This window comes from Streptomyces coeruleorubidus (assembly GCF_008705135.1).
In the GTDB taxonomy this organism is placed as follows: Bacteria; Actinomycetota; Actinomycetes; order Streptomycetales; family Streptomycetaceae; genus Streptomyces; species Streptomyces coeruleofuscus.
The window spans coordinates 5,882,465-5,907,602 of sequence record NZ_CP023694.1 but is presented as its reverse complement, the minus strand read 5'-3'; the positions used below and the strand labels follow the sequence as shown (position 1 = coordinate 5,907,602).

The 25,138-nt window shown below is 71.0% G+C and carries 22 protein-coding genes; 10 read left to right on the top strand and 12 right to left on the bottom strand.

Features of this window, described 5'->3' with window-relative positions; all coding sequences use genetic code 11:
* Positions 1 to 39 precede the first annotated feature (39 nt).
* Positions 40 to 1,080, bottom strand: a complete 1,041-nt coding sequence (locus CP976_RS27390) for an NAD(P)-dependent alcohol dehydrogenase (RefSeq protein WP_150482730.1) — start codon at positions 1,078 to 1,080, stop codon at positions 40 to 42.
* Positions 1,081 to 1,258: 178 nt separating this feature from the next.
* On the opposite strand from CP976_RS27390, the gene CP976_RS27385 reads away from it, so the two are divergent.
* The gene (locus CP976_RS27385) at positions 1,259 to 2,179 is read left to right on the top strand and encodes a helix-turn-helix transcriptional regulator (protein ID WP_150482729.1); all 921 of its coding nucleotides are present in this window, start codon (positions 1,259 to 1,261) and stop codon (positions 2,177 to 2,179) included.
* Positions 2,180 to 2,279: 100 nt separating this feature from the next.
* On the opposite strand, the gene CP976_RS27380 is transcribed toward CP976_RS27385, so the two are convergent.
* The 3 genes from CP976_RS27380 to CP976_RS27365 form a co-directional block, all read right to left on the bottom strand.
* Positions 2,280 to 5,594 carry a S8 family peptidase gene (locus CP976_RS27380; RefSeq protein WP_150482728.1) on the bottom strand — a complete coding sequence of 1,105 codons (3,315 nt, stop codon included), beginning with the start codon at positions 5,592 to 5,594 and terminating at the stop codon, positions 2,280 to 2,282.
* Between the two features lie 316 nt (positions 5,595 to 5,910).
* On the bottom strand, positions 5,911 to 7,176 hold the full coding sequence (locus tag CP976_RS27370) for a L,D-transpeptidase (RefSeq protein ID WP_190146883.1): 1,266 nt from the start codon (positions 7,174 to 7,176) through the stop codon (positions 5,911 to 5,913).
* Positions 7,177 to 7,437: 261 nt separating this feature from the next.
* A complete protein-coding gene (locus CP976_RS27365; protein ID WP_167537431.1) occupies positions 7,438 to 7,770 on the bottom strand; it encodes a hypothetical protein in 333 nt (110 codons plus the stop codon).
* Positions 7,771 to 7,900: 130 nt separating this feature from the next.
* Between CP976_RS27365 and CP976_RS27360 the strand changes: the two genes are divergently transcribed.
* Positions 7,901 to 8,200, top strand: coding sequence for an LPXTG cell wall anchor domain-containing protein (locus CP976_RS27360; protein WP_150482724.1), 300 nt, complete (start codon positions 7,901 to 7,903; stop codon positions 8,198 to 8,200).
* Positions 8,201 to 8,267: 67 nt separating this feature from the next.
* Here CP976_RS27360 and hutH read toward each other — a convergent pair whose 3' ends face one another.
* The 3 genes from hutH to CP976_RS27345 form a co-directional block, all read right to left on the bottom strand.
* Positions 8,268 to 9,806 (bottom strand): histidine ammonia-lyase, encoded by a 1,539-nt coding sequence (gene hutH / locus CP976_RS27355; protein WP_150485527.1) that lies wholly within the window; start codon positions 9,804 to 9,806, stop codon positions 8,268 to 8,270.
* 97 nt (positions 9,807 to 9,903) lie between these two features.
* Positions 9,904 to 11,055 carry a GGDEF domain-containing protein gene (locus CP976_RS27350; protein WP_167537430.1) on the bottom strand — a complete coding sequence of 384 codons (1,152 nt, stop codon included), beginning with the start codon at positions 11,053 to 11,055 and terminating at the stop codon, positions 9,904 to 9,906.
* Between the two features lie 109 nt (positions 11,056 to 11,164).
* On the bottom strand, positions 11,165 to 11,965 hold the full coding sequence (locus tag CP976_RS27345) for an enoyl-CoA hydratase/isomerase family protein (protein ID WP_150482723.1): 801 nt from the start codon (positions 11,963 to 11,965) through the stop codon (positions 11,165 to 11,167).
* Between the two features lie 290 nt (positions 11,966 to 12,255).
* Here CP976_RS27345 and CP976_RS27340 point away from each other — a divergent pair, with 290 nt between their 5' ends.
* Positions 12,256 to 12,885, top strand: coding sequence for a hypothetical protein (locus CP976_RS27340; protein ID WP_150482722.1), 630 nt, complete (start codon positions 12,256 to 12,258; stop codon positions 12,883 to 12,885).
* 36 nt (positions 12,886 to 12,921) lie between these two features.
* Here the strand turns inward: CP976_RS27340 and CP976_RS27335 are convergent, their stop codons facing one another.
* Positions 12,922 to 14,025, bottom strand: a complete 1,104-nt coding sequence (locus CP976_RS27335) for an adenylate/guanylate cyclase domain-containing protein (RefSeq protein WP_150482721.1) — start codon at positions 14,023 to 14,025, stop codon at positions 12,922 to 12,924.
* A 280-nt stretch (positions 14,026 to 14,305) separates the two neighbouring features.
* Positions 14,306 to 15,178 (bottom strand): biotin--[acetyl-CoA-carboxylase] ligase, encoded by an 873-nt coding sequence (locus CP976_RS27330; protein WP_150482720.1) that lies wholly within the window; start codon positions 15,176 to 15,178, stop codon positions 14,306 to 14,308.
* Between the two features lie 110 nt (positions 15,179 to 15,288).
* Between CP976_RS27330 and CP976_RS27325 the strand changes: the two genes are divergently transcribed.
* From CP976_RS27325 to CP976_RS27310, 4 genes are all read left to right on the top strand, one after another.
* Positions 15,289 to 16,893: an acyl-CoA carboxylase subunit beta gene (locus CP976_RS27325; RefSeq protein WP_150482719.1), complete on the top strand. Its 1,605-nt coding sequence runs from the start codon at positions 15,289 to 15,291 to the stop codon at positions 16,891 to 16,893.
* 24 nt (positions 16,894 to 16,917) lie between these two features.
* Positions 16,918 to 17,127 carry an acyl-CoA carboxylase epsilon subunit gene (locus CP976_RS27320; protein ID WP_150482718.1) on the top strand — a complete coding sequence of 70 codons (210 nt, stop codon included), beginning with the start codon at positions 16,918 to 16,920 and terminating at the stop codon, positions 17,125 to 17,127.
* 77 nt (positions 17,128 to 17,204) lie between these two features.
* Positions 17,205 to 17,333, top strand: a complete 129-nt coding sequence (gene mmpB, locus CP976_RS44365; RefSeq protein ID WP_086605520.1) for a morphogenic membrane protein MmpB — start codon at positions 17,205 to 17,207, stop codon at positions 17,331 to 17,333.
* 32 nt (positions 17,334 to 17,365) lie between these two features.
* A complete protein-coding gene (locus tag CP976_RS27310) occupies positions 17,366 to 17,986 on the top strand; it encodes a Maf family protein (RefSeq protein WP_150482717.1) in 621 nt (206 codons plus the stop codon).
* Here the strand turns inward: CP976_RS27310 and CP976_RS27305 are convergent.
* Positions 17,955 to 18,416, bottom strand: a complete 462-nt coding sequence (locus tag CP976_RS27305) for a hypothetical protein (protein ID WP_229875527.1) — start codon at positions 18,414 to 18,416, stop codon at positions 17,955 to 17,957. The genes CP976_RS27310 and CP976_RS27305 overlap by 32 nt on opposite strands.
* A gap of 359 nt (positions 18,417 to 18,775) precedes the next feature.
* Between CP976_RS27305 and CP976_RS27300 the strand changes: the two genes are divergently transcribed.
* Complete coding sequence (locus CP976_RS27300) at positions 18,776 to 20,551, top strand: acetyl/propionyl/methylcrotonyl-CoA carboxylase subunit alpha (protein ID WP_150482715.1); 1,776 nt, start codon at positions 18,776 to 18,778, stop codon at positions 20,549 to 20,551.
* Positions 20,552 to 20,844: 293 nt separating this feature from the next.
* Here the strand turns inward: CP976_RS27300 and CP976_RS27295 are convergent, their stop codons facing one another.
* A complete protein-coding gene (locus CP976_RS27295) occupies positions 20,845 to 21,819 on the bottom strand; it encodes a DeoR/GlpR family DNA-binding transcription regulator (protein WP_150482714.1) in 975 nt (324 codons plus the stop codon).
* 165 nt (positions 21,820 to 21,984) lie between these two features.
* On the bottom strand, positions 21,985 to 23,433 hold the full coding sequence (locus tag CP976_RS27290) for an NAD(P)H-quinone dehydrogenase (RefSeq protein ID WP_150482713.1): 1,449 nt from the start codon (positions 23,431 to 23,433) through the stop codon (positions 21,985 to 21,987).
* A gap of 97 nt (positions 23,434 to 23,530) precedes the next feature.
* On the opposite strand from CP976_RS27290, the gene CP976_RS27285 reads away from it, so the two are divergent.
* Both CP976_RS27285 and CP976_RS27280 read left to right on the top strand, forming a co-directional pair.
* The gene (locus CP976_RS27285) at positions 23,531 to 23,968 is read left to right on the top strand and encodes a gamma-glutamylcyclotransferase family protein (RefSeq protein WP_150482712.1); all 438 of its coding nucleotides are present in this window, start codon (positions 23,531 to 23,533) and stop codon (positions 23,966 to 23,968) included.
* A 93-nt stretch (positions 23,969 to 24,061) separates the two neighbouring features.
* Positions 24,062 to 24,886 carry a purine-nucleoside phosphorylase gene (locus CP976_RS27280; protein ID WP_150482711.1) on the top strand — a complete coding sequence of 275 codons (825 nt, stop codon included), beginning with the start codon at positions 24,062 to 24,064 and terminating at the stop codon, positions 24,884 to 24,886.
* Positions 24,887 to 25,138 lie beyond the last annotated feature (252 nt).

Genomic DNA, 25,138 nt, shown 5'->3' with positions numbered 1-25,138 from the left:
CGGGTGTGAAGCCGTCGGTCTCGGCGAAAGCCGTCGGTGTCAGATGGTGGCGGTGTCGATCACGAACCGGTAGCGCACGTCGCTGGCGACCACCCGGTCGTACGCCTCGTTGATCTGGTCACCGCGGATCAGCTCGATCTCGGAACCGAGCCCGTGCTCGGCGCAGAAGTCCAGCATCTCCTGGGTCTCCGCGATGCCGCCGATCATGGAGCCGGCGAGGCTCTTGCCACCGCCGATCACCGAGAAGAGGTTCAGGGAGATGGGCTCCTCGGGGGCGCCGACGTTGGCCAGCGTGCCCTCGGTCTTCAGCAGCGACAGGTAGGCGCCGAAGTCCAGCGGGGCCGAGACCGTGGAGACGATCAGGTCGAAGGTGCCGGCCAGCTCCTCGAAGGTCTTCGGGTCGCTGGTGGCGTAGTAGTGGTCAGCGCCCAGCTTCAGGCCGTCCTCGCGCTTGCGCAGGGACTGCGACAGCACGGTCACCTCGGCGCCCAGCGCGTGCGCGATCTTGACGCCCATGTGGCCGAGGCCGCCCAGGCCGACGATCGCGACCTTCTTGCCGGGACCGGCGCCGAAGCGCTTGAGCGGGGAGTAGAGGGTGATGCCGGCGCACAGCAGCGGCGCGGCGACGTCGAGGGAGAGGCCGTCGGGGATGCGGACGACGAAGTTCTCGTCGACGACGACCTTCTGCGAGTAGCCACCGTAGGTGGGCTCGCCGTCCTTGCCTATGCCGTTGTAGGTCGGGACGTTGCCCTTGACGCAGTACTGCTCACGTCCGGCCTTGCAGTTCTCGCACTCGCGGCAGGAGTCGACCATGCAGCCGACGCCCACGCGGTCGCCGACGGCGAACTTCGTGACGCCCGGGCCGACCTCGGAGACGACACCGGCGATCTCGTGGCCGGGGACCATCGGGAAGATGCCCTCACCCCAGCCCTCCTGGGCCTGGTGGATGTCGGAGTGGCAGATTCCGGCGAACTTGATGTCGATCAGGACGTCGTACTCGCCGACCTCGCGGCGCTCGATGGTGGTGCGCTCCAGCGGAGCCTTGGGCGCGGGGGCGGCGTACGCAGCAACAGTGGTCATGCCGGGGGTTCTCCTAGCAGGTTCCGTGCCCGGCTGCCTTCTGATGTTCCGACCGGGCACGATCACCACCGTGCCAGACCCGCGAGCGTCTACCCAGACCACGGTTTTGCGTACGCACAGCGTGCGTACCACTGGCGGGGTCAGGTTCGTGTGCGTACGACCATGAATACTGGAGGGCATGGACGAACAGCCCGAACCCGCACAGGAGCCCGCACCTCAGACCGGCGGGGGCCTGGACCGGCGTGCCGAGCTCAGCGAGTTCCTGCGCACCCGCCGCGCCCGGCTGAAGCCGGAGGACGTGGGGCTGCCCGACTTCGGGCGGCGCCGGGTTCCGGGGCTGCGCCGTGAGGAGCTGGCCCAGCTTGCCGGGGTGTCCGTGGCGTACTACACACGGCTGGAGCAGGGCAACGGGCGCAACGTCTCGGCGGAGGTGCTCGACGCGATCGCGCGCGCCCTGCGGCTGACCGGCGCCGAGCACGCCCACCTGACGCACCTGGCGAAGCCGAAACAGCACAAGAAGAAGCAGACGGCGCGGGCCCAGCAGGTCCGGCCGGCGCTGCGGCATCTGCTGGACTCGATCGACACCGTCCCGGCGTACGTCGTCGGGCGGCGCTCGGACATCCTGGCCTGGAACCGGATGGCCGCGGCCCTCTTCGGCGACTGGGCGGAGCTGCCGGCGCCGGAGCGGAACTGGGCGCGGCTGGTGTTCCTCAGGCCCGACTACCGCGAGCTGTTCGTCGAGTGGGACCAGAAGGCGTCCGACATCGTCGGCTTTCTGCGCATGGACGCGGGCTGCCATCCGGACGACCCGAAGCTCTCCGCCCTGGTGGGCGAGCTCTCCGTGAAGAGCGAGGAGTTCCGCCGGCTGTGGGCCGCGCACGACGTCAAGGAGAAGAGCTACGGCGTCAAGCGGATGCGGCACCCGCTCGTCGGCGACCTGACCCTGTCCTTCGAGACGTTCCGCCTGGTCGACGAGTCCGAGCAGTCCCTGATCACGTACCACGCGGAACCGGGCTCCCCGTCGGCGGAGGCGCTGCGGCTGCTGGCGAGCTGGGGCGCGGACGCGACCCGGGCGGGGACCGGTACGACGGCTCAGTGAACGCGAGGGGCCCGCCGGAAGCCGAGGCTTCCGACGGGCCGCTCACTGACGAGTCCTACAGCCGATTCCTACGGCTCACCCTGCGGGCGAGCCCTGCGGCTCACTTGCCGTAGTACGCGTTGTAGATCGAGACCGTCGACTTGTTGCCCTTCTTGTCGGCGATCTTGGCGTGGAAGGAGATGGCCTTCCCCTTCGCCGGGTTCTTGAAGCTGACCTTGCCCTTCTTGACGGTGAGCTTCTTCCAGGTCTTGCCGTAGTCGTACGACACGTACGCCGACAGCGACTTCAGGTTGCTGCCCTTGGCCGCGCCCTCGACGGTGACCGGGATGCTGACCGTCTTGCCGGCCGGGACCTTGCTGTCCAGGCCCGTGGCCGCGCCGAAGCGGGCCGTGGAGGCGGGCAGCTGCTTGAGTTCGGTGGTCTTCTTGGAGCGGAACGTCCAGCTCGCGTCGATGCGGGTGGAGGCCGCCGCGACCTTGACGCTGCGCTTGACCGACGTCGTCAGCTTGTACTCGGCGTCGCCCGCCGGGACCTTGAACTGCTTCTCGCCGAACAGCGGGTCGTCGTTGCTGCCGACCTTCTTGCCGTTGCGGTACAGCGTCGTGTCGACCGCGGAGAAGGTCGAGTAGCCCACGTTGCGCTTGCCGTCCGCGAACAGCGGCAGGGAGCCGAAGAGCTGGTTGCCCTCACGGAAGATGCCGAAGTCGCCGTCGATGCGCGGTCCGAAGACGGCCGTGTTGACGGTCTTCGAGTAGGTCTTGCCGGCGGCGAACTTCTGCGTGCCCAGCGAGTAGGCGGCCTCGTCGACCGGGAAGCCGTCCGCGTCGACACCGCCGTACTGGGTGAAGTCGAGCCCCCACTGCACGCCGCCCGTGGTGGACAGGTGCAGCGTCCGGGTGCCGGGCAGGGACTGCTCGATGCCGATCGAGGAGGCGCCGCTGCTCCACGGCAGCCAGCCCACGGCGCTGATCGCGCCCTTCTTGCCCTTCGCCGCGGCGCCGAGGCCCGCCTTCACCGTGGCGAGCTCGCTCGCCTTGTAGTGCTTGGTGTAGCCGGTGGCGAGCTGCTTGACCTTGCCTCCGCCGGTGACGTCGTACTGCTCCTTGTCACCCTTGGACCAGTGGCCGTCCCACTGCTGGGTCACCGAATTGTCGGTGATCTGCGGGCCCACGTGCGCGGTGCGGATGTCGGCGTAGGAGTCGAGCATCCAGCCGAAGCCGTAGCTGGAGTCCTTCGTCTCCACCGTGTAGTCGGCGTAGGCGAACTCCGACTTGGCGGCCTTGTCCGGCACGGTGATGTTCACCGGCTTGGCCTTGCGGGCGTCCAGCGTGACCGTCGTCTTCTTGGTGACGTTCAGCTTGGGCTGGGCCAGCCAGTCGGCGCCCTGGAACTTCTCCGGGTCGTCGCCCACGAAGACGTTCGTGTTGAGGACGTAACCGCCCTTGGGCACACGGGTGGTGACGGTGCCGTCCTCTTCGTACGGCATGAAGAACTTGCCCTTGCCCAGGCCCGAGACGGCGGCCAGGTCAGCGCTGTAGTTCTTGGTGGGCTTGCCGTCACGGCCGACGAACTTCAGCGTGACGTCGTACGACTCGACCTCGCGCTGCACGGCGGCGGCCGTGCGGACGGTCTGGCCGCCGCCCGTCGCCGTCACGTACGACGAGTAGGCGCCGTCGACCGTGCCGCCCAGCTTGGTGTTCACGGTGAACGGGACGGAGGCCTTGCCGCCTGCCGGGACGGTCACCGACGTGGCGCCGAGCTTGAAGAAGCCGGCCGGGGCGGCCTGGCCCTTCGGGTTGGTGGCGGTCGACGCCAGCTTCAGCGTGACGGGCTTCGTACCGAGGTTGCGGTACGTCAGTTCCTTGGTGACCGGCTTGTCGTCGGTGTGCGGCCACTGCTGGACGCCGAAGCTCACCGTGGACGGGTTGGCGATCACGGACTGCTTGATGGCCTTGTCGACCTGGATGCGGCCCGAACCCTGCTCGAACGGCGTGTACTTGCCGCCCTTCGTGGAGCCGGTGAGGGCGCCCTTCAGCTCGGGGTACTTCCACTCCGGGTGCTGCTGCTTCAGCAGCGCCGCCGCGCCCGCGACGTGCGGGGTCGCCATCGACGTACCGGAGATCGACATGTAGCCGGCCGGGTTCTCGCCGACCTCCTGGGCTATCTGGTTACCCGGGGCGGAGGCCGCGGTGATGTCCACGCCGGGCGCGGTCACGTCGGGCTTGAGGGCGCCGTCCAGGCCGGGGCCGCGGCTGGAGAAGTCGGCGAGCACGTCCTTGTCGTCGACCGCGCCGACGGTCAGGGCCGCGGCGGCGCTGCCCGGGGAGCCGATGGTCTGCTCGCCGAAGTCGCCCTCGTTGCCGGCCGCGATGGCGAACAGGACGCCCTTCTCCTCGGAGAGCTTGTTCACCGCCGCTTCCAGCGGGTCGATCGCGGGCGTGTCGCCGCCGCCCAGGCTCATGTTGATGACGTCGGCGCCCTCGGCGGCGGCCCACTCGATGCCGGCGAGGACCTCGGAGTCGCTGCCGAAGCCGCTGTCGTCGAGCACCTTGCCGTTGATGATCTTCGCGCCGGGCGCGACGCCCTTGTACTTGCCGCCGGACTTCGCGCCCGTACCGGCCGCGATGGAGGCGACGTGCGTGCCGTGGCCGACCTTGTCGGTCGTGTCGGGCGAGGTGGTGAAGTTCTTGGCGCCGATCACCTGACCCTTGAGGTCGGGGTGGGTGGCGTCCACACCGGTGTCCAGGACGGCGATCTTCACGCCCTTGCCGTCGTAGCCGGCGGCCCATGCCTTGGGGGCGCCGATCTGCGGGACGGACTTGTCGAGGCTGGCCTTGCGGACGCCGTCGAGCCAGACGTGCGCGATGCCGGAGGCGGTCTTGTCGCCGTTGGTGACCGCGTCCCACAGCTCGGGCGCGTCCTCCTTCGGCGTCTGCACCGCGTCCGCGTTCACGGTCTTCAGAGAGTGGCTCAGCCGGCCCGCGTCGCGTACGTCGGCCTTGGTGGCCGCGGCGCTGCCCTGGTAGCCGACGATGACCTTCAGGCCCTTCTTCTGGGCCTTGCGGGTCGCGGACTTGTTGAGCTCGGTGACGTCGAAGAGCCGCTGGTCGAGCTTGCCGGTGGCGACCAGGCGGGCCGCGTCGGCCGGGATCACGAGCGTGTGGCCGTCGAGCTTGCGGATCTGGACGGGGATGTCCTCGCGTCCCTTGGCCCGCTCCAGGCCGACGACACGGCCCTTGGCGTCCAGGACGACCCGGTCACCCGTGATCAGTGTGATGCGGTGCTTGGCGGTGACCGACGCGTGCTTGGCGGCTGCGGTCGTCTGCTCGCCGTTCGCCGACGCCGGGCTGGTCATACCCGCCGCCAGGGCCACGGCTGCTGCTGTGGCGACCGTGGCCGCGCACGCCCTTTTCACTTGTCTGCGCAAGTTTCCCCCTTGCAGAAGTACCGGGCGAATTCCCCGTTCACCCGGCCGGGGGTGGTCTCGTACGCATGGACGTACACCCCCCGGAATACGCAGTATGCCGACGGGTGATCAGGCACTCAATAGTTGAGAGAGAGGTAAGAGATCCGTGGGCCGGCTGTTACACGGCTGCCGGAACTCCGTTACAGGGCATGACGATTGCGCACGCGTGTTCCCCTTGACACCGGAGCCGGGGAGAAAACGGAAGCCGCCGCTCACCCCCGAAACCGGGGCAGAGCGGCGGCTCTCGCGTGAGGCTACGGAGTCGTCAGACCGCCGAACCGGCCTTCCAGTCGGCCCAGTTCATGTTCCAGCCGTTGAGCCCGTTGTCCGGCGCGATGGTCTTGTCGCCGGTGTTCTCGACGACGACCACGTCACCGAGGATCGAGTTGTTGAAGAACCAGGCGCCCGGCGTGTTCGGGTCGTCCGCGCCCTTGGCGTCCTGGAGACCGACGCAGCCGTGGCTCGTGTTCGCGTTGCCGAAGATGGACTTCGCGCCCCAGTAGTTGCCGTGGATGAAGGTGCCGGAGCTGGACAGGCGGATGGCGTGCGGCACGTCCTTGATGTCGTACTCGCCCTTGCCGTCGTCGTCCGTGAAGCCCACGGTCGCGCCGTTCATGCGCGTCTCCTTGAACTTCTCGGACATCACCATGATGCCCTCGTAGGTCTTGTTCTCCGGCGAGCCGGCGGAGATCGGGATCGTCCGGACGACCTTGCCGTCCTGCGTGATCTTCATCTGCTTGGTCTTCGCGTCGACGTACGAGACCTGGTTGCGGCCGACCTTGAACGTGACCGTCTTCTGCTGGACGCCGTAGACGCCCTCGGCACCCTGGACACCGTCGAGCGCGAGCTTCAGCGTGACGGTGGAGCCTTCCTTCCAGTAGTCCTCGGGGCGGCAGTCCATGCGGTTGGCGTTGAACCAGTGGCAGGCGACCTCCTGGCCGCTGGTCGTGCTGACCTTGACGCCCTTCTGGACGGCGGCCTTGTCGGTGATCGCCTTGTCGAAGTTGATCGAGACCGGCATGCCGACGCCCACGGTCTGGCCGTCGTCCGGGGTGAAGTTGCCGATGAAGCTGTTGGCCGGGGAGACCGTGGTGAACGAGGCGTTCTCGTGGGCGACGCGGCCGTCGGAGTCCTTCGCCTCCGCCGCCAGCTTGTAGGTGGTGGAGCGCTCCAGCTGCGTGCTGGGCTTCCAGCTGGTCTTGTCGGCGGATATCTGGCCGCTGACCTCCGCGCCGTCGGACGTCGTCATCTTGACGCTCGTGAGCGTGCCCTTGCTCACGGTGACGGCGGCGGAGTTGTTGATGGAGGCGTTGTCGGAGCCGTCCTCGGGCGTGATCTTGATCTGGGCCTCGGACGCCTTCTCGGCCGCGGCCTCGTCGACCTTCGACTGGGAGCTGTCGCCGCCGTCGCTCCCGGAGGCGCTGTCGCCGCCGCCGGAACAGGCCGAGAGCATCAGCACTCCGCCGAGCAGTGCGGACGCGACCGTCAGGCCCTTGCGCCGCTTACTGACCGTCATCACACGCTTCTCCATCGTTGCCGATTTCCCCAAAACCCCGAGTGTCCCCGTCACAGTCCCAAGTGCCCCCGTCAGGACTCGCGAGTCCTCGTCGAGAACTTTCAACGCTACGACCGGTTCGTCCGGTTCCCCATGTCGCGCACGTGTGGGGATCACCACGTCCACGCCCGTCCGCGGCGAACGGGCGCGGACGGTGCGGTGAGGCCGGTGCTCCGCTTGAGACGCGAAGACCCCGGACGACGGTTGCCGCCCGGGGTCACTCTTTTCCCAAGTGCCTCAGGAGTCACTGTCGTCGTCGACATCATCCTCGTCGAGGTCCCACTCCGGCGAATCGGGGTCGTAGTCGATCCGCTCGCTGCTCCAGGAGGCCTGCTGGAGCTCCACCCCCGGCACCTGACTGACCAGGTCGAACGGATCCACGAGGTAGGCGAGGGCCTCGGCAGTGTCTTCCGTCACAGCGCCCTCGGCGTGGGCCCGCTCCGCCGCCGGCATCCCACCGTCGTCGGCGATCCGGCGCAGCGCGGCCTTGGTGATCCCGTCCGCGTCCTCGACCTCGAGAACGAGTTCCACCCGAAGCCGGACAAAACGTGATGTCTCTGGAGTGCTCATGGCGCGAGCGTACGTCGAAGTCCTCCCGTGACTTTCCCGTGACCCGCGACTTTCACTAACATCGCCCCACACGGCCAATTCGCCAGCGCCACAAGGGGATCGATATTCCGTGTCATCCGCTCGCCGTCCGTTGCTGACCGCCACTGCCGCGGCGTCCCTGCTGGGCGCCCTGTGGTTCGTCCCGTCCGCCAACGCGACGTCGGACTCCCCGGTGAGAGACGCGGTCGCGGCGAGCCCGTCGCCGCAGGTCGCGGAGCAGGCGCGGGTCGCGGCCACGACCGCGGGCGACTCCGTCACCGGCACCGGCGCCCGTCTCGCCGACACGGGCAGCTTCGACAGCACGCCGTACGTCCTCGGCGGCACGCTCTTCCTCACGCTGGGCGCGGGCTTCGTCGCGTACTCGGTCCGCCGGGAGCGGCTCGGCTTCTGACGTCACGCGGCCGGGGCCCTGCCGCGCGGCGGGGCCCCGGCCGGCCTTCCCTCTGCCCGAGCGCCGTCTACAGCAGCGGGCCGGTGACCGTCTCCACCGCGGCCAGCAGCCGCCCGTCGCGCACGAACGCGTCCGCCGCGGCCAGGTCGGGCGCCAGGAACCGGTCCGGTCCAGGACCCTGGACTCCCGCTTCCCGCAGGGCCTCGATGACCGCCCGCGTCGCGGGCGCCGGGGAAAGCCCCTCGCGCAGCTCGACCGCGCGCGTGGCGGCGTACAGCTCGACGGCCAGGACCCGGGTGAGGTTGTCGACGGCCGTACGCAGCTTGCGCGCCGCCGACCAGCCCATCGATACGTGGTCCTCCTGCATCGCCGAGGACGGGATCGAGTCGGCGGACGCCGGTACGGCGAGCCGCTTCAGCTCGCTCACCAGCGCGGCCTGGGTGTACTGAGCGATCATCAGGCCCGAGTCCACACCGGCGTCGTCGGCGAGGAACGGCGGCAGGCCGTGGCTGCGGTTCTTGTCGAGCAGCCTGTCGGTGCGCCGCTCGGCGATGGAGCCGAGGTCGGCGACGGCGACGGCGAGGAAGTCCAGGACGTAGGCGACCGGCGCGCCATGGAAGTTGCCGTTGGACTCCACGCGTCCGTCGGGCAGCACCACGGGGTTGTCCACCGCGGCGGCCAGCTCGCGGTCGGCGACCAGCCGGGCGTGGGCCATGGTGTCCCGCCCGGCACCGGCGACCTGCGGGGCGCAGCGCACCGAGTAGGCGTCCTGGACGCGCGGCGCGTCGTCCTGGTGATGGCCGGTCAGCCCCGAACCCTTCAGCACCGCCGCCATGTTGGCGGCACTGGCGGCCTGCCCCGGGTGCGGCCGGATGGCGTGCAACTCGGGGGCGAGGACCTTGTCGGTGCCGAGCAGGGCCTCCAGCGACAGGGCGGCCGTGACGTCGGCGGACCGGTAGAGCCTGTCCAGGTCGGCCAGGGCCATGATCAGCATGCCGAGCATGCCGTCGGTGCCGTTGAGGAGGGCGAGGCCTTCCTTCTCGCGCAGCTCGACCGGCTGGATGCCGTGCGCGGCGAGGAGTTCGGCGGCGGGCCGTACGACACCGTCGGAGCCCTCGGCGTCCCCCTCCCCCATGAGCGCGAGGGCGCAGTGGGACAGCGGCGCCAGGTCGCCGGAGCAGCCGAGGGAGCCGTACTCGTGCACGACCGGGGTGATGCCGGCGTTGAGGAGGTCGGCCATGGTCTGCGCGACCTCGGGCCGTACGCCGGTGTGCCCGGAGCAGACGGTCTTCAGCCGCAGGAACATCAGGGCGCGTACGACGTCCCGCTCCACCCTCGGCCCCATGCCGGCGGCGTGCGAGCGGACGATGTTGCGCTGGAGCTGTGCGCGCAGCTCCGGGCTGATGTGCCGGGTCGCCAGGGCGCCGAAGCCGGTGCTCACGCCGTACACGGGGTCGGGCTTGGCCGCCAGCGCGTCCACGATCTCGCGGGCCGCGGCGAGGGCGGCCACCGCCTCCTCGGAGAGCTGGACGCGGGCACCGCCGCGCGCCACGGCGAGCACGTCGGACGCGGTCACCCCGGAAGTCCCCACCACCACAGTGTGCATATCCATATTCAGGAGCGTACGCAGTGAATTCGATGATGTCACCACTGGGGACCCGGTTCACCCCTTACCGATGCGTCACACGCCCGGCCCGCTGTCTCTACGGCGCGTGCCGCCCCCGGAACCGCCGGCGCTCACCGTCGGCCTCCTTGGACGGCTCGTCCGCGAGCCGCATGACGGGATCGTCGGGCCCGGCCCGCCCGGCGACGACCGGCCGCGTGGCCCGCTCGGCCTTCGCCCGGTACTGGGCGGCGTCGGCGAGCCGGAACAGCCGCCGGGCCGAGGGCACGGGCCCGATCGGATCCTCGGTGGAGGCGACCCCGCAGGCCACACCGTCCCCGAGCTCCAACTCCGCCGCCCGGCGACACAGTTCACCGGCCGCCTTCACGACCTGGTCGGCGGGCGGCCCGACCGCGAGCAGACAGAACTCGTCCCCGCCGAGCCGTGCCGCCAGGGCTCCGGGCAGCATGGCCCCGCACAGCGACAGCACGGAGCCGAAACGCTCCAGGAGCCGGTCGCCGGCGGCGTGCCCGTGGGTGTCGTTGACCCGCTTCAGCCCGTTCAGATCGCAGACGACGAGGCTGACGACGGCTCCGTCCCTGCGGTGCCGCTCGATCGCCCGCTCCAGGCGTACGTCCACGGCACGGCGGTTGGCCAGTCCCGTCAGCGCGTCGGTGAACGCCAGGCGCCGGGCCTCCTCCAGCCGCTCGGCCTGGGCGATACCGGCGGCGACGACGGCGGCCAGCACGGTGGCGAAGTCGGCGTCGGCCCGCTCGAAGACGGGCTCCCCGACCGGCCGGGCGACGTACAGCTCCCCCCAGGCCCGGCCGTGCAGCACGATGGGCGCGACCACACAGCAGCCGCGGCCACGGCGGCGCAGGGCGGCGACGCGCTGATGGCAGTACCCGGGGCGCCGCCCGGCGGCGGGCCCCTCGGCGGTCTCCACCCAGGCGTCCGGCTCCCCGCCACCGGCCCACTGCTCGTGCAGGAACTCCGTGATCTCCGCGAACTGGTGCACCGGGTAGGACTCGTCCTCCGGGAACTCCTCCTCCCCCTCGGCCAGCTCACCGACGTTCACGAGGACCTTCAGCCGTCCGAGCTCCCGCTCCCACACCGACAGCGCGGCAAAGCTCCCGCCCAGCGCCCGGCACGCCCCGACGGCCGCCGCACGCCACGCCTCACGCGACCCGTGCGCGGCCGCCATCCCCTGAGCCAACGCGACGACAGCCACGAGCCGTCTGTCCTCACCCATCACCCCAGGCTAGGCAGTTTTCAGCCAATTGGTTCTGTTGACGGCGCGAACGGGGAGGAGTGGATGTCCACAGCCGGTCCCGCCCGGCTGCGGGCAAGCGACCCTCGGATCACTCCCCCGGCCACTCCGGCTTCCGCTTCTCGTTGAACGCGGCCACCCCCTCCGCCCGATCCCCCGAGAACGCCACAGCCCGCCAGGCCGCATCCTCCACCTCGAGCCCGGCCCGCAGATCCAAGCCCTGCCCCAACCGCAACGCCCGCTTCGCCGCCCGCAGCCCCACCGGCGAGTTCCCGGCGATCCGAGCAGCCAGCCCCAGCGCCGACTCCCGGTCCCGCCCCTCCTCCACCACCTGATCGACGAGCCCCAACTCCCCCGCCTCGACAGCCTCCACCCGCCGCGCCGAGAAGATCAGCTCAGCCGCCCGCGCAGCCCCCACCCGCCGCGGCAGCAACTGCGTACCCCCACCCCCGGGGATCACCCCCACCGACACCTCCGGCAACCCCACCACCGCCGTCCGGTCCGCCACGATCACGTCACACGCCAGCGCCAGCTCGAACCCGCCGCCCAGCGCGAACCCGTGCACCGCCGCCACCGTCGGCACCGGCAGCTCCAGCACTCCGGTGTACGCCCCCCGCGCCACCGGCCGCTGCCGCACCAGCTCCACATCGCTGAACGAGTTCCGCTCCTTCAGGTCGGCCCCGACACAGAACGCCCGCTCATGCGTCGAGGTCAGGACGACGACCCGCACGTCCCGGTCCTCCCCCAGCGCCGCACACGCCCCGGCGATGGACCGCGCCATCTCCGTCGACACCGCGTTCATGGCCTTGGGCCGGTCGAGGACGAGCTCCGCGACATGCCCCTGCCCGTGCCGCCGCACGAGCACGAACTCCCCGAACCGTTCCTCACTCATGACACCCTCCGGTTAACGCGGGTTAACAACATCGCCGCTCCGATCATCGCAGCCCCACCCCACCCGCGAAAGGGCGGACGCGTCCGGTTCCCGCACCACCGCCCCGCCCACCCGTTCGAGTGACATCACCCCAACTCCGGCCCGATCGCCCATGGGAGCGCATAGCGTGCATCCGCCGCGGCGCACTGGGGGCGCGTGCGTACCGGAGAGGAACCATGACGACGAGGAACACGCCGGCGAATCCGCAGCGGGGCACCGGAGCACCGGCACCCCGCCGGCCGGAGCCGGCCATGCCCTTTCAGCCAGGCGCCCCCTACGAACCGACCCCGGCGGAAACCGACCCCTTCTCACCCCGCGCCCGAGGCCGGCACCGCAAACCCCGCCCCCGCAAGGCCCTGCTCGCCGCCGGCGGCCTCGCCCTGGCAGCCGGCGCCCTGAGCCTCGTACGCCTGGCCTCCGGCCCCGGCACCGACAGCGTCGGCAGCGTCGAGGCCGAGCCCCGCCCGGACCCGGTCACGACCGGCACGGACGAGGCCACCCACACCGCCGCCACCGGCCCCGCCGCCCCGGAGGGGAGCCCCTCGTCGCCCACCGCCCTGGCCGGCCTGCCCGCCTCGCCGGGCACCCGCGGCCCGGCCGCCGCCTCGCGCACCCCGTCCACCTACACGGCCACGTCCGCCGACACCCGAGCGGCACACACGGCCGCGACTCCCCGGCCCACGGCCGTCCCCGACACGACGAACCCCCCGGCCCCGCCGGCCACGGGCAACGGCAAGGTCCCGCGTCCGGCCCAGACCCCGCCCTCACCGCCGAACCGGACCGCGCCCGCCCCGGCTCCCGAGCCCGAGAAGCCGAAGGAACCGGAGGACCCGCGCCTGTGCGTGCCGGTCATCGGCCTGTGCGTGGACTCGCCGGGCTGAGAGCCCGGCCGGGAAGCCCCAGCCCCGGTCGTCCCGTCAGCCGTTGTCGCGCCGCGTGAGCAGCCACGGCTCCACGACGCCCAGCCCACGCACCGGCCGCTGCCACATCGGCTGCAACGCGAACCGGTACGTCGGCGGCTCCTCGCCCTCCTTCTCCGCCGCCGCGGCCTCCTCGGCCGCCTCCGCCTCCGAGGAGGGGGCGTCCTGCGTGCGGATCAGCTCCTCGGCGAAGGCGGTGTCGACGAGCACGGCGTCCTTCGGAGCTATCGAGGTGAGCCGGGAGGCCAGGTTCACGGTCGTACCGAAGACATCACCCATACGGGTGGTCACGGTGCCGAACGCCATGCCGACGCGCAGCTCCGGCATCGTCTCGTCGTGCGCCATGGTCTCGATCAGGCGCAGGGCGATCTCGGCGGCCGTGCCCGCGTCGTCGGCCGCGTACAGCACCTCGTCGCCGAGGGTCTTGATCAGCCGGCCGCCGTTCGCGGCGACCAGGTCGGCGGCGGTGGTCTCGAAGGCCTCAACCAGCTCGCCGAGCTCCTCCTCCTCCATCCGGCGCGTCAGCCGCGTGAACCCGACCAGATCGGCGAAGCCGACCGCGAGCCGCCGGTCCACCATCTCCTCGTCGTCCGCCGCCTGCACGACCCGTCCGGCCGAGGCGGCGAGCTGCCGCCGCCAGACGTAGACCAGGAACTCCTCCAGCTCGGGCAGAAGCAGCTCGACGATCGGGTACGTCACCTCGGTGCGCGTCATGCCCGGCTCGGGCGGCTCGGTCAGCCCCTCCAGGAAGGAGTCGATCTGCCACTCGGCGAGCCGCGCGGTGGTCTGCCCGGTGGACCGGGCCACCTGCACGGCCATCGCCTCGCTCAGCAGCCCCGCCTCGACGAGACCGGCGAGGCGCCGCAGCGCCAGTACGTCCGCCTCGGTGAGCGCCTTGGCCTGCCCGATGTCGGCGAAGCCCATCGCCCGCCAGAAGCGGGAGGCCAGTTCCATGGAGACGCCGGCGCTGCGGGCCGCCTGGAACGGGGTGTAGCGGCGCTCGGCGCCCAGGATGAGCCCTTCGAGGCGCAGGGCGAGCGGATCCTCGCCGGAGTCGGCGCCCTGCGCGTCCTCGCCGGAACCCGAGTCGTCGACGGTCACGCGTGCTGCCCTTCCGATCTGTCACGGCCATGTATCGACCGGCCTCAACTCTACGGCAGGTGTGCGCCAGCTCACTCCGTTAGGTTCAGCCGGGGGGTGAGGTGAGGTACCCGGCATGTCCGAGGCACCCGGCGTCGTCCCACCGTCCCCAGGGGGCTCCGCCCTGAGCTGCGGGCAGTCGTGCCTCCCCCAGTGCCTTAAGGGCCTGGGAGGTACCCCCAGGGCGGCACGGGTGGGCGCAGCGGCACCCCGCTCCGCCGGGCTGCGCAACGCCCCGACCTCAGCCTCCGGCGGGCCGCAAGTGCACGATGTCCCCCGCCCCCACCGGCTCCTGCACCCCCTTCTCCGTAGCCAGCACCAGCCGCCCGTCCCCGTCCACCGCAACCGCTTCCCCGACCACGGCGCGATCCCCCGGCAACTCCGCCCGCACTTCCCTCCCGAGCGTCGCGCACCCCGCCGCATAGGCCTCCTGCAACCCGGAAACCCCCGCGTCGCCCCCCGCCGCACGCCACTTCCCGTACCACTCCTCCAGCGACCGCAGCACTCCCCGCAGCAAGGGATCCCGATCCGTACTCACGGCCCCGGCCAGCCCCAGCGACCCCGCCGTGGGCACCGGCAGCTCGTCCTCCTTCAGCGTGACGTTGATGCCGACGCCGATGACGACCCCGCCCTCACCCGCCCGCTCGGCCAGAATCCCCCCGGCCTTGCGCTCCTCGCCCCGCACGGTGACCAGCAGGTCGTTCGGCCACTTCAGCGCCGTGTCGACACCCGCCGCCCGCGACAACCCCGTCGCCACCGCGACACCCGTGAGCAGCGGCAGCCACCCCCACCGCTCCACCGGTACCTCGCTCGGCGTGAGCAGCACGGAGAAGAACAGACCGGAGCGGGGAGGCGCCGTCCACTGCCGGTCGAGACGCCCGCGCCCGGCCGTCTGCTCCTCGGCGACGAGCACGGCGCCCTCGGCGGCCCTGCCCTCGGCAGCCCGGGCCACCAGGTCGGAGTTCGTGGAGCCGGTGCGCTGCACCACGTCCACCTCGGACCACAGCCCGCCCTCGTGCACCAGACCCCGGCGCAGGGCGGTGATGTTGAGGGGCGGACGGTCCAGGTCGGACCAACGGCTACCGTTCGGCTCTGATGCATCTCGCGGCGTCATGCAAGCCACCCTAGGTGTGGTAAACGCCGCACTGCCGATGCGGAGGCACCCCACTAGTCTACGGATGAGTAACCGTCCCCCCTTTTGAGCAGGCAGGGAGCCACATCCCGATGTCCGAGCCGGAAGAGTTGCAGCAGCCCGACATTCACACGACCGCGGGCAAGCTCGCGGATCTCCAGCGCCGCATCGAAGAAGCGACGCACGCCGGCTCCGCACGCGCCGTCGAGAAGCAGCACGCCAAGGGCAAGCTGACGGCCCGTGAGCGGATCGATCTCCTGCTCGACGAGGGTTCCTTCGTCGAACTCGACGAGTTCGCCCGGCACCGTTCCACCAATTTCGGCCTCGACAAGAACCGGCCCTACGGGGACGGGGTGGTCACCGGTTACGGCACCGTCGACGGCCGCCCCGTCGCCGTGTTCTCCCAGGACTTCACCGTCTTCGGCGGGGCCCTCGGCGAGGTCTACGGGCAGAAGATCGTCAAGGTCATGGACTTCGCCCTGAAGACCGGCTGCCCGGTCATCGGCATCAACGACTCCGGCGGCGCCCGGATCCAGGAGGGGGTCGCCTCCCTCGGTGCCTACGGCGAGATCTTCCGCCGCAACACCCACGCGTCGGGTGTCATCCCGCAGATCAGCCTGGTCGTCGGCCCGTGTGCGGGCGGGGCCGTCTACTCCCCCGCCATCACCGACTTCACGGTCATGGTCGACCAGACCTCGCACATGTTCATCACCGGGCCCGACGTCATCAAGACCGTCACCGGCGAGGACGTCGGCATGGAGGAGCTCGGCGGCGCCCGCACCCACAACGCGACCTCCGGGGTCGCCCACCACATGGCGGGCGACGAGAAGGACGCCATCGAGTACATCAAGCAGCTGCTGTCCTACCTGCCGTCCAACAACCTCTCCGAGGCACCGGCCTTCCCCGAGGAGGCCGACCTGGAGGTCAGCGACGAGGACCGCGAGCTGGACGTGATCGTCCCGGACAGCGCGAACCAGCCGTACGACATGCACGCGGTGATCGAGCACGTCCTGGACGACGCCGAGTTCTTCGAGACGCAGCCGCTGTACGCGCCGAACATCGTCACCGGCTTCGGACGGGTCGAGGGCCGGCCGGTCGGCATCGTCGCCAACCAGCCGATGCAGTTCGCCGGGTGCCTGGACATCAAGGCCAGCGAGAAGGCGGCCCGCTTCGTGCGGACCTGCGACGCCTTCAACGTCCCGGTCATCACCTTCGTCGATGTCCCCGGCTTCCTGCCCGGCGTCGACCAGGAGCACGACGGCATCATCCGGCGCGGCGCCAAGCTGATCTACGCCTACGCCGAGGCGACCGTCCCGCTCATCACCGTCATCACCCGCAAGGCCTTCGGCGGCGCCTACGACGTCATGGGCTCCAAGCACCTGGGTGCCGACCTCAACCTCGCCTGGCCCACCGCCCAGATCGCCGTCATGGGCGCCCAGGGCGCGGTCAACATCCTGCACCGCCGCACGATCGCCGAGGCCGAGGCGAACGGCGAGGGCCTGGAGGCGGTCCGCGCCCGGCTGATCCAGGAGTACGAGGACGCCCTCCTCAACCCCTACGTCGCGGCCGAGCGCGGCTACATCGACGCGGTGATCATGCCGTCCGAGACCCGCCGGCACGTCGTACGGGGTCTGCGTCAACTGCGGACGAAGCGGGAATCCCTGCCTCCGAAGAAGCACGGCAACATCCCCCTCTAGTACCGGCGAGCCCAGGAGGCCCACATGACGATCAAGGTCGTACGGGGCAACCCGACCCCCGAGGAGCTGGCCGCCGCCCTGGCGGTGGTCAGGGCCCGCGCCGCGGCGGCAGCAGCAACGCCGCCCGGCGCGCCGGCCCCCCGCGACACCTGGTCCGACCCGTCCCGCATCGCGGCCCACCGCCTGCCCCAGCCGGGGCCGGCGGCATGGGGGCGCACGTACTGGCCGGGCTGACCCCTAGGGGTGGGGGCCGGACAAGTTGAGTACTCGTACTCAGGCGCGCCCCCGCCCCCCGTCCGACCATGGAAGGCATGCTGTGGTCCGACCCCGAGAACGAACCGCCGAAAGAGCTGCGGGACACGCAGGACATGCTTCGGCGGCTGGGCGTTTTCATGGCGTTGGCCATGGTGCTGGCGATGATCGTGATCGGCGTGAGGTGAGACGCGACAGGTGACGCCGATACGCTGAACGCATGACAGATCAGCCGCGCCGCCGACTCGTCCTCGCCTCCCAGTCCCCCGCCCGGCTCGGGCTGCTCCGCCAGGCCGGCCTCGCCCCCGAGGTGATCGTGAGCGGCGTCGACGAGGAGGCCGTCACCGCTCCCACCCCCGCCGAGCTGGCGCTCGCCCTGGCCGAGGCGAAGGCCTCCGTCGTGGCGGCCCGGCCGGAGGCCAAGGGCGCGATCGTGATCGGCTGCGACTCGGTGCTCGACCTGGACGGCCAGGCCCTCGGCAAGCCCGAGGACGCCGAGGAGGCCACCGCCCGCTGGAAGGCGATGCGCGGACGCGCCGGAACACTCCAGACCGGCCACTGCGTCTACGACACGCTCTCCGGCCGCTACGCCTCCGCCACCGCGTCCACCGTCGTCCACTTCGGCGAGCCCACGGACGAGGAGATCGCCGCCTACGTCGCCTCCGGCGAACCCCTCTACGTGGCCGGGGCGTTCACCCTGGACGGCCGCTCGGCCCCGTTCATCGACGGCATCGACGGCGACCACGGCAACGTGATCGGCATCAGCCTGCCCCTCGTACGGCGACTGCTCGCCGAGCTGGGCGTCGGCATCACGGAGTTGTGGGCGCCGGCGGAGAAGTGACCGGCGTTCCGCCGCCGCCCGTCCCGTCCTGGGGCGCGGCGTCGGCGGGCTCGGCCGCACGGTCGTAGGTCATCAGCAGCAGCACGATCAGGCCGAGCACCAGCATCATGAACAGGAACGCGGGCGGGCCGACGAGTCCCCAGGTGAACGCGCCGAGCAGCCCGTGCACGACCGCCGCGCTGATCAGCAGCACCCGCCCGAACCCCGCCGCGGGCCGGTCCCGCAGCGCCACCAGCAGGGCGACCAGGCCGCACAGCGCGAAGTAGAGGCCGAAGACGATCCCGCCGGCCTTCGACGACACGGACATCACGTGCGGGTCGAGTCCGGCCAGGGACATGTCCTGCCGGTCGACGGCGAGGCCGAGGATCCAGTTCAGCGCGGCGATGCCGAGCGCCTCCCCGAACAGCACCACCGAAACGACACACGCCACCGGCCTGCGCACCACCGGGCCCCACCCACTTACCCCTAGTACGTTCGAGACATCGCGAGGCTACTAACCGGTAAACCCTGGGACAAGGGTTGTGCGGGGGGCAAAGAATCATTGGGCCATTCGTAGGGACTCCACAAAGAAACCGAGTGGCCCGCAGCACGTGATGACAGAGACCTTGGCCACAGGGGAGGGCTAGGGTTTGCCGGAGGAGTACTGCGTACCGCGGTGCGACAAGGGATTTCGCGGGTCGAGCGAGCCTCGCATCACGCTCCGTGTGGGCAAGCTCACCACTGGGGACGGGTCGAAGTGTCGTGTCGGCAGTCCCTAAACTCGGCTTGTTTCAAGGAGGGAGCCTCATCGTGCGCAAGGTGCTCATCGCCAACCGTGGCGAAATCGCTGTCCGCGTGGCCCGGGCCTGCCGGGATGCCGGCATCAAGAGCGTGGCCGTCTACGCCGACCCGGACCGGGACGCTCTGCATGTCCGCGCCGCGGATGAGGCGTTCGCCCTGGGCGGTGACACGCCGGGCACCAGCTACCTCGACATCGAGAAGGTGCTGAACGCCGCCCGCGAGTCGGGCGCGGACGCGATCCACCCCGGCTACGGCTTCCTCTCCGAGAACGCGGACTTCGCGCAGGCGGTCCTGGACGCGGGCCTGATCTGGATCGGCCCGCCCCCGCAGGCGATCCGCGACCTGGGCGACAAGGTCGCCGCCCGGCACATCGCGCAGCGCGCGGGCGCCCCGCTGGTGGCGGGCACGCCCGACCCGGTGTCCGGTGCCGAGGAGGTCGTGGCCTTCGCCGAGGAGCACGGTCTGCCGATCGCCATCAAGGCGGCGTTCGGTGGCGGCGGCCGCGGCCTGAAGGTCGCACGCACGCTGGAAGAGGTCCCGGAGCTGTACGACTCGGCGGTCCGCGAGGCCGTCGCGGCCTTCGGCCGGGGCGAGTGCTTCGTCGAGCGCTACCTCGACAAGCCCCGCCACGTGGAGACCCAGTGCCTCGCCGACCAGCACGGCAACGTGGTCGTGGTCTCCACGCGTGACTGCTCCCTCCAGCGCCGGCACCAGAAGCTGGTCGAGGAGGCGCCCGCGCCCTTCCTGTCCGACGAGCAGATCGCCGAGCTGTACTCGTCTTCCAAGGCGATCCTGAAGGAGGCCGGCTACGTCGGCGCCGGCACGGTCGAGTTCCTCGTCGGCAACGACGGCACGATCTCCTTCCTCGAGGTCAACACCCGTCTGCAGGTGGAGCACCCGGTCACCGAGGAGGTCGCCGGCATCGACCTCGTCCGCGAGATGTTCCGCATCGCCGACGGCGAGGAGCTCGGCTACGACGACCCGGCGCTGCGGGGGCACTCCTTCGAGTTCCGCATCAACGGCGAGGACCCGGGCCGCAACTTCCTCCCGGCTCCCGGCACGGTCACGACGTTCGCCCCGCCGTCCGGCCCGGGTGTCCGCCTGGACGCGGGTGTGGAATCCGGCTCGGTCATCGGCCCGGCGTGGGACTCCCTGCTGGCCAAGCTGATCGTCACCGGCCGCACGCGCAAGGAGGCACTGGAGCGGGCCGCCCGTGCCCTGGAGGAGTTCCAGGTCGAGGGCATGGCGACGGCGATCCCGTTCCACCGTGCGGTGGTGCGGGACCCGGCGTTCGCTCCCGAGGTGCACGGTCAGGACGGGCCGTTCACGGTCCACACCCGCTGGATCGAGACGGAGTTCGTCAACGAGATCAAGCCCTTCGCGGCCGCTGCGGACGCCTTGGACGCGGACGAGGAGACGGGTCGCGAGACGGTGGTCGTCGAGGTCGGCGGCAAGCGCCTGGAGGTCTCCCTCCCGGCGTCCCTGGGCATGTCCCTGGCCCGCACGGGCCTCGCGGCCGGGGCCAAGCCCAAGCGCCGTGCGGCGAAGAAGTCGGGCCCCGTCGCCTCCGGCGACACCCTCGCCTCCCCGATGCAGGGCACCATCGTCAAGGTCGCGGTGGAGGAGGGCCAGGAGGTCAAGGAGGGCGACCTGGTCGTCGTCCTCGAGGCCATGAAGATGGAACAGCCCCTCAACGCCCACAGGTCCGGCACGATCAAGGGCCTCAGCGCGGAGATCGGCGCGTCGGTCACGTCCGGCGCGGCGATCTGCGAGATCAAGGACTGACGTCGTCGAACGGACAGACGCCTACGGCGCGGCCCCGGCTCGGGGCCGCGCCGGGGTGTCTCCGCTCAGCCGCGCCTAGCTGCGGGCAATCCCCCCAGTGCCTTAAGGGCCTGGGAGGTAGCCCCAGGGCGGCGCCCGTCCCAAAGAAGCGGCACCCCGCAGCGCCGGGGTGCGCGACGCCCCGGCCTCAGCAGCCGCTGGCGGCACCCTTCCCCACGCCAGGCTGGACCCGACCGCCCCGGCGACAACGCCGAGCACCTGGCAACCAGCAGCGACTCAACCCGCCCGCCGGGTCAACGCCGCCGCAGGTCCGCGACCCTGCCCCGCTCCGCCCCAGGACTCTGCTCCCCGAGCATCGAGGCCGACCGCAACCCGCTCCCCGCCCCCGGCACCTGCCTCCGAGGCCCGGGCAACGGCACATCCCGGCGCTGCTGACGCGCCGGGACGGCGTCACCCCCGGGGCCTCCCGCCCCGGCCGAACCCCCCGGCGCCCCCGCGACAGCGATCTGCACTCCCTGATCGGCGAGCGCCTGGAGCTCCGTCGCCGCACGGTCGTCGTGACCTGGCGGTTCGTCCGTCACGAGGCGGGTGATGAGATCCGTCGGCACGGTCTGGAACATCGTGTCCGTCCCGAGCTTGGTGTGGTCGGCGAGGACCACGACCTCCGCGGCCGCCTGCACCAGCGCCCGGTCGACGGACGCCGACAGCATGTTGGACGTGGACAGCCCGCGCTCCGCGGTCAGACCGCTCCCGGACAGGAACGCCCGCGACACCCGCAGCCCGTGCAGGGACTGCTCGGCGCCGCTGCCGACCAGGGCGTAGTTCGAGCCCCGGAGCGTCCCCCCGGTCATCACGACCTCGACCCGGTTGGCATGGGCAAGCGCCTGTGCGACCAGCAATGAGTTGGTGACGACGGTCAGCCCGGGCACCCGGGCGAGCCGGCGGGCCAGCTCCTGGGTCGTCGTACCCGCCCCGACCACGATCGCCTCGCCCTCCTCCACGAAACTCGCGGCGAGGTCGGCGATGGCGGTCTTCTCGGCGGTCGCGAGATGAGACTTCTGCGGAAAGCCGGACTCCCGCGTGAAACCGCCCGGCAGTACCGCACCGCCGTGCCGGCGGTCGAGGAGTCCTTCTGCCTCCAGCGCGCGCACGTCCCGCCGTACGGTCACTTCGGAGGTCTGGACGACGCGGGCGAGCTCACGGAGCGACACGGCCCCGTTCGCTCGCACCATTTCGAGGATCAATTGGCGACGTTCTGCAGCGAACACGAAACTGACAGTAACGCCAGCGACCGTCTGCTTTCAGCAGTTTGCGCTGAATAGCAGAAGATGTTCGCACGGAACAGCGCGAGGTGGTATAGGGCCTAGTCCCGCCGCCTATGCCGCACGAATGGTCGAACACTCCCCGTGACCAGCGATGAAGCGGATCCGGCCTCAGCTCTCGCCGGTCTCCTTGCGGGTGTGCAACTGCCGTGCCACCTCGGCGATCGAGCCCGACAGCGAGGGATAGACGGTGAAGGCGTTCGCAATCTGTTCGACTGTCAGATTGTTGTCGACCGCGATCGAGATGGGGTGGATCAGTTCCGAGGCACGCGGCGCCACGACCACACCGCCGACCACGATCCCGGTCCCCGGCCGGCAGAAGATCTTGACGAAGCCGTCGCGGATGCCCTGCATCTTCGCGCGCGGGTTGCGCAGCAGCGGCAGCTTCACGACCCGGGCGTCGATCTTCCCGCCGTCGACATCGGCCTGGCTGTAGCCGACGGTGGCGATCTCCGGGTCGGTGAAGACGTTCGACGAGACGGTCTTCAGGTTCAGCGGGGCCACGGCATCGCCCAGGAAGTGGTACATGGCGATACGTCCCTGCATGGCGGCGACGGAGGCGAGGGCGAACACGCCCGTCACGTCACCGGCCGCGTACACGCCCGGAGCGGTCGTACGCGACACCTTGTCGGTCCAGATGTGACCGGACTCGCGCAGCCTGACCCCGGCCTCCTCCAGCCCCATGCCCGAGCTGTTCGGGACGGCACCGACGGCCATGAGGCAGTGCGACCCGGTGATGACCCGCCCGTCGGAGAGGGTCACCTCGACCCGGTCCCCGACCCGCTTGGCGGACTGCGCCCGGGTACGCCCCATGACGTTCATGCCGCGCCGCCGGAAGACCTCCTCCAGCACGGCGGCCGCGTCCGGGTCCTCACCGGGCAGCACCCGGTCCCGCGACGACACGAGCGTCACCCTCGACCCCAGTGCCTGATAGGCACCGGCGAACTCGGCACCGGTCACACCCGACCCGACCACGATCAGCTCCTCGGGGAGCTCGTCGAGGTCGTAGACCTGGGTCCAGTTCAGGATCCGCTCGCCGTCGGGCCGGGCGTCGGGCAGCTCGCGGGGATGCCCACCGGTGGCGATGAGCACGGCATCCGCCGTCAGGGTCTCTTCGCTCCCGTCGGCGGCGCGCACCACGACCTTCCGCGACCCGTCGAGCGCCTGCATGCCCTCCAGCCGTCCGCGCCCGCGCAGGACACGCGCCCCGGCACGCGTCACGGAGGCCGTGATGTCGTGCGACTGGGCGAGCGCGAGCCGCTTCACACGCCGGTTGACCTTCCCCAGGTCGACCCCGACCACCCGGGCACTCTGCTCCAGATGCGGGGTGTCGTCCGCGACGATGATCCCCAGCTCCTCGTACGAGGAGTCGAAGGTGGTCATCACCTCGGCCGTGGCGATGAGGGTCTTGGACGGGACGCAGTCGGTGAGCACCGACGCCCCGCCCAGACCGTCGCAATCCACGACGGTCACCTCCGCACCGAGTTGGGCGGCCACCAGCGCCGCTTCGTATCCGCCGGGTCCGCCACCGATGATCACGATCCGAGTCACGTACTCCATTGTCCCGCACGCCTCGACGGGGCACCGCCCCGGGGGACCCGCCCGATGCGGCTCCGTTACGCGAGTGACCCCGGTGCACCTGCCGTACCCTCTCCCCATGTCGCTCTACGCCGCGTACGCCGGCAACCTCGACGCGCGGCTGATGTCCCGCCGCGCCCCGCACTCGCCGCTGCGCGCCACCGGCTGGCTGAACGGGTGGCGGCTGACCTTCGGCGGCGAGCACATGGGCTGGGAGGGCGCCCTGCCGACGATCGTCGAGGACCCCCTGTCCCAGGTCTTCGTCGCGCTCTACGACATCGCCCCCATGGACGAGGAGTCGCTCGACCGCTGGGAGGGCGTGGGGCTCGACATCTACCGCCGCACACGCGTACGGGTGCACACCCTGGAGGGTGACGAACAGGCGTGGGCCTTCACCCTCAACGCCTACGAGGGCGGCCTGCCCTCCGCCCGTAACCTGGGCGAGATCGCCGACGCGGCCGAGTCGGCCGGCGCCCCGCACGACTACGTGATGGAACTCCGCAAGCGCCCCTGCTGAGCCCCGCTTCGTCGGAAACGACAAGACAACGATCGCCACCCCGTGAGCTCTGCCATCTACGCGCGTAGGCAATCACCGGCTACCCTCATCGGCGTGAACGCATCTCTTCTTCCGGACGACATCCAGGGCGACCCCCACGCCGCCGCCGACGCCGCCGCGGCCCGCCTGCGCGAACTCACGGGCGCCGAGACCCACGACGTCGCCCTCGTGATGGGCTCCGGCTGGGCCCCGGCCGTGGACGCCCTCGGGGCCCCCGAGGCAGAGCTCCAGGTCACCGAGCTGCCCGGCTTCCCGCCGCCGGCGGTCGAGGGCCATGGCGGCAAGATCCGCTCCTACCGGATCGGCAACAAGCGCGCCCTCGTCTTCCTCGGCCGCACGCACTATTACGAGGGCCGCGGCGTGGCCGCCGTCGCCCACGGCGTCCGCACCGCCGTGTCGGCGGGCTGCAAGACGATCGTCCTCACCAACGGCTGCGGCGGCCTGCGCGAGGGCATGCGCCCCGGCCAGCCCGTCCTGATCAGCGACCACATCAACCTCACGGCGACGTCCCCGATCATCGGCGCCAACTTCGTCGACCTCACCGACCTCTACTCCCCGCGCCTGCGGGCCCTGTGCAAGGAGGTCGACCCCACCCTGGAGGAAGGCGTCTACGCCCAGTTCCCCGGCCCGCACTACGAGACTCCGGCCGAGATCCGCATGGCCCGGGTCATCGGGGCGGACCTGGTGGGCATGTCGACGGTCCTGGAGGCGATCGCCGCGCGTGAGGCGGGTGCGGAGGTTCTGGGCATCTCCCTCGTCACGAACCTGGCCGCGGGTATGACCGGAGAGCCCCTCAACCACGAAGAGGTCCTCCAGGCGGGCCGGGATTCGGCGACGCGCATGGGTTCCCTGCTCACACAGGTCCTGGGACGCCTGTAAGCAACCCGGCGTCGCTGCTGGGGCCGGGGTGGGACCGCAGCCCGGCGGAGCGGGGTGCCGCTGCGCCCACCCGTGCCGCCTGGGGGCCTCCCAGGCCCTTAAGGGCACTGGGGGAGGCACGACTGCCCGCAGCTCAGGCGAGACGCGCCCGCTCCCGCGTACGCACGGAAGGGGCCATGTCGGGGGGTGTCCGCCCGCAGCGGTTGGCGCGTCAACGGACGGTTAGTCGGTATCCGACCCCATCGCGCCGTT